4 protein-coding genes are annotated in these 2,950 nt (G+C 31.9%); all 4 read left to right on the top strand.

Annotation, left to right across the window (positions count from 1 at the left end):
- Positions 1-259: 259 nt before the first annotated feature.
- The 4 genes from L2567_RS20755 to L2567_RS20740 all read left to right on the top strand — a co-directional run bounded on the left by L2567_RS20755 (position 260) and on the right by L2567_RS20740 (position 2,783).
- Positions 260-832, top strand: a complete 573-nt coding sequence (locus L2567_RS20755) for a hypothetical protein (protein ID WP_235299784.1) — start codon at positions 260-262, stop codon at positions 830-832.
- A gap of 11 nt (positions 833-843) precedes the next feature.
- The gene (locus L2567_RS20750; protein WP_235299783.1) at positions 844-1,491 is read left to right on the top strand and encodes a hypothetical protein; all 648 of its coding nucleotides are present in this window, start codon (positions 844-846) and stop codon (positions 1,489-1,491) included.
- Between the two features lie 262 nt (positions 1,492-1,753).
- A complete protein-coding gene (locus tag L2567_RS20745) occupies positions 1,754-2,482 on the top strand; it encodes a hypothetical protein (protein WP_235299782.1) in 729 nt (242 codons plus the stop codon).
- Between the two features lies 1 nt (position 2,483).
- Entirely contained in the window at positions 2,484-2,783 is a 300-nt protein-coding gene (locus L2567_RS20740) for a hypothetical protein (protein WP_235299781.1), read from the top strand.
- The last annotated feature ends 167 nt before the right edge of the window (positions 2,784-2,950 follow it).

The raw sequence follows: 2,950 nt of genomic DNA, 5'->3' as shown, positions 1-2,950 counted from the left end.
TGGAGTCAGCTCGTTTCCTTTCCATCCAACCTTTGAAGAGGTCTTTCATCTCAATTACAACATGCTCCATCTATTTCCATTAACCACTTTTGATTAACTTAGTACCCGATGGAACTTCAGGGCACACTACCACAGATAACAGTAGATAAGAAGTAAGAGCTCCTTCGTCGCTCCTCCTCTTATCATTAACCGTTATGTCTTATTTAAAAATATCAAAATCACATTAGATAAATCATTGAAATCATAACTCTAAAAAATAATGAGTGAAAACGTCAATCAATATAATAAATTGACGAAGATTCTGGTACTAGCGACATGCCTTACAGTAATCAGTGGAATAATTTATTTTATAAGCAGGAGTAATAGAGAAATTCGAACTTCAGATCAAGATCTCCAAAATATTTCTGATGTTGTTACAAGAATAAAGAAAGTCGCTAGAACTGGCAGGTATAATAGACCTTACATTCATATACAGGTATTAAATAGTCCTTGTAGTTTTCGTGTATCTGGTAATTCATACAAGGCAATCAATCCCATGAAAGTCTTATCAGAAATTCATCCCGACGATAATATAAGAATTACGGTTAAGACAAGCGAAATGAACCGATGTAGAAGTAAATCGATTCTAAATAATATTCTTGATTGGAGAAACGAACCACAAATATTCTCACTGCAAAAGGATAGTACAGATTATCTTACTTTGAATAAATTCAATCTTTCCATTGAAAGGCAGAAGAGTAAAGATATTTTGTGGGGAGTGGTTTTAATCGTTTTTCTTATCGGTCAGTTCATCTGGGTAATCACAAAAGAACAAAATAAAAACAAAACTTAAAATGTGACAAGATGAAAAACCTTTTGCAAATAATTTTAAGTCTTTGGTTATTGAGTTGTTCTCCAACAAAACAAATTTCTATTAACGAAATGGAAGGGATTTATCTGTGGACAAGTATTTATGGTGTTGGAGAAACTATAGAATTCAAAGAGGATATGCAATTTGAATTCAAGTGGACTCAGGGACTAAAAAATGGTATAACGTTAGGAACGATAAGAAATGATAGCAAAAGCTGGATATTACAAAGCGAACTTCAACAAGAGTCATTTGTATTTAATTTAGAGATTCCTAGCCAACTATCACAAGATTTTTATCAATTCAAAATCACTGATGAGAATTCAATTGCTTTGATTGGGGCAAATTGCGAAACGTTCAAAGATGGTCTTCCAATTGAAGCAACATCATCAAATGAATTTGGACATTGTAAAATAGAATCTATAAACATTGATTCATTAGTTATAAATTATGGAGGATTTCACCCAGCAGAAATAAGACTTACAGAAAACAAGACTCCTAAATCTATGATTATCAGACTGAAAGAGCGACAATTTTACCAATACTTTAATGGTGAAAAAATCAAAATTATTAGCAGAAATAAAATCGAAATAAGCACCTTTGGAAAAAGAAAGACATTCAACAGGATCAAAAACAAGACATAACAGGCTGCGATCAGGAATACTTCGCTATCGCTCGTACGTCCTGATGCAGCTCAACCGTTATCTGCAATTCTCCAGACCTTTCACTCTCAAAAAAATGAGAAAATTTGCCAGAAAGAATTTTCTAATTTTTCATATTTTGAAAACCAAAGTAAATCAGGTCTGCTAACGTTACTGCGAAAAATTACAATCTTTTATAATATATAAATTGTACAAAATCAACATAAAATTTCACCGTTAGTCAGTATTAGATCAAATGAATATCATGTTTGCTAACATAAAGAAATACGAACACGAAAAATTAGAAGAATTGTTTAAAGACTTTCTAGCAAAAGGTGGTGCGCTTCGTTTTCATTCATTTGTGATCGAAAGAAACTACAGGGACGAAATGCCCGAAAAAGCATATCAAAGACACTTGTTAGTTGCGCGACAAACACTTGAAGAAATAAATTATCAATCCAACTTTCATAATAATAAAGAAATTGGTTCAATTAATCCTGGATTACCTCACTTGATAAAAACAGACCATGAACTATTAAACAATAGTGGGAAACAAATCAAATTAGATAATTTTTTTGGGTATCTATTTGATGTTGAAACCAAAACCATATTTGTTAGAGGTCGAAAGATGTATGCCAATCAATATTTTGAACATACTACGGATGAAATCCAAGAAAACATAGTTAACATCCAAGAAAGAATTAACCTCCATGAATCAAAATACGAAATATGTGATGGTAACTTTACATATGCCTTTATGGAACCTCCATTTTCTTTGCAAACGGGAGAAACTTTATATGAAAGAGGAGAATACTTCAATAATTTTATTCAAAATACATTTGATGATATATCAAAACTAGAAGTATTTACTTGGAGCAAAGATTGCCATAATTTCTTCGATGCAGGAAAGGAGTGGTGGGGATCTTATTTTTGGACAGTTTATAATCCTACAAAGAATATTTACTTAGGAATTGTAGGCTCAGAAACAGACTAAAATGATATTTCAAATACCAATTGACTTAAAGATAGAAAATAGAAAGGTTCAAACCATTATTGATCTAGATACTGGTGTAATTGGATTTACTGAAGAAGTAGATGCTGAAACAATTGAATATTATTTTAATGAAAGTCCAATTGAATTTAGAAAACGGTTGATTGAAATTCTCGAACCAATGTATGCTGAAAAAAGTTTGGCTAACTTCAAAGTTTCCGGCAAAAATGAAAATATGAGATTCTTATCGAAATATTTAAGAGAAAAAACACAAAAAGAAAAAGCAGATAACATGCCGCGATGACTCCATTTCTCGTTCCTCGAAACGGAGCATGCGGCTATGACGTTACCTATCATAAAGGCAAACTCTTCAAACATTAAAAGGTAAAAATGCCTGTATTTATTTCCTTTGTTATATTTGAGTGTGGACTTGAGTAAAACATATATTTGTCGAATGGTACATATAGGTAA

Origin of the sequence: Portibacter marinus, assembly GCF_021533195.1 — a bacterium.
Classification (GTDB): Bacteria; Bacteroidota; Bacteroidia; order Chitinophagales; family Saprospiraceae; genus Portibacter; species Portibacter marinus.
This window is presented reverse-complemented; position numbering and strand designations above follow the sequence as displayed.

Coding starts and splice junctions, on each gene's coding strand:
- L2567_RS20750 (WP_235299783.1), top strand. CDS start 844: ATGAAAAACCTTTTGCAAATAATTTTAAGTCTTTGGTTATTGAGTTGT.
- L2567_RS20740 (WP_235299781.1), top strand. CDS start 2,484: ATGATATTTCAAATACCAATTGACTTAAAGATAGAAAATAGAAAGGTT.
- L2567_RS20745 (WP_235299782.1), top strand. CDS start 1,754: ATGTTTGCTAACATAAAGAAATACGAACACGAAAAATTAGAAGAATTG.
- L2567_RS20755 (WP_235299784.1), top strand. CDS start 260: ATGAGTGAAAACGTCAATCAATATAATAAATTGACGAAGATTCTGGTA.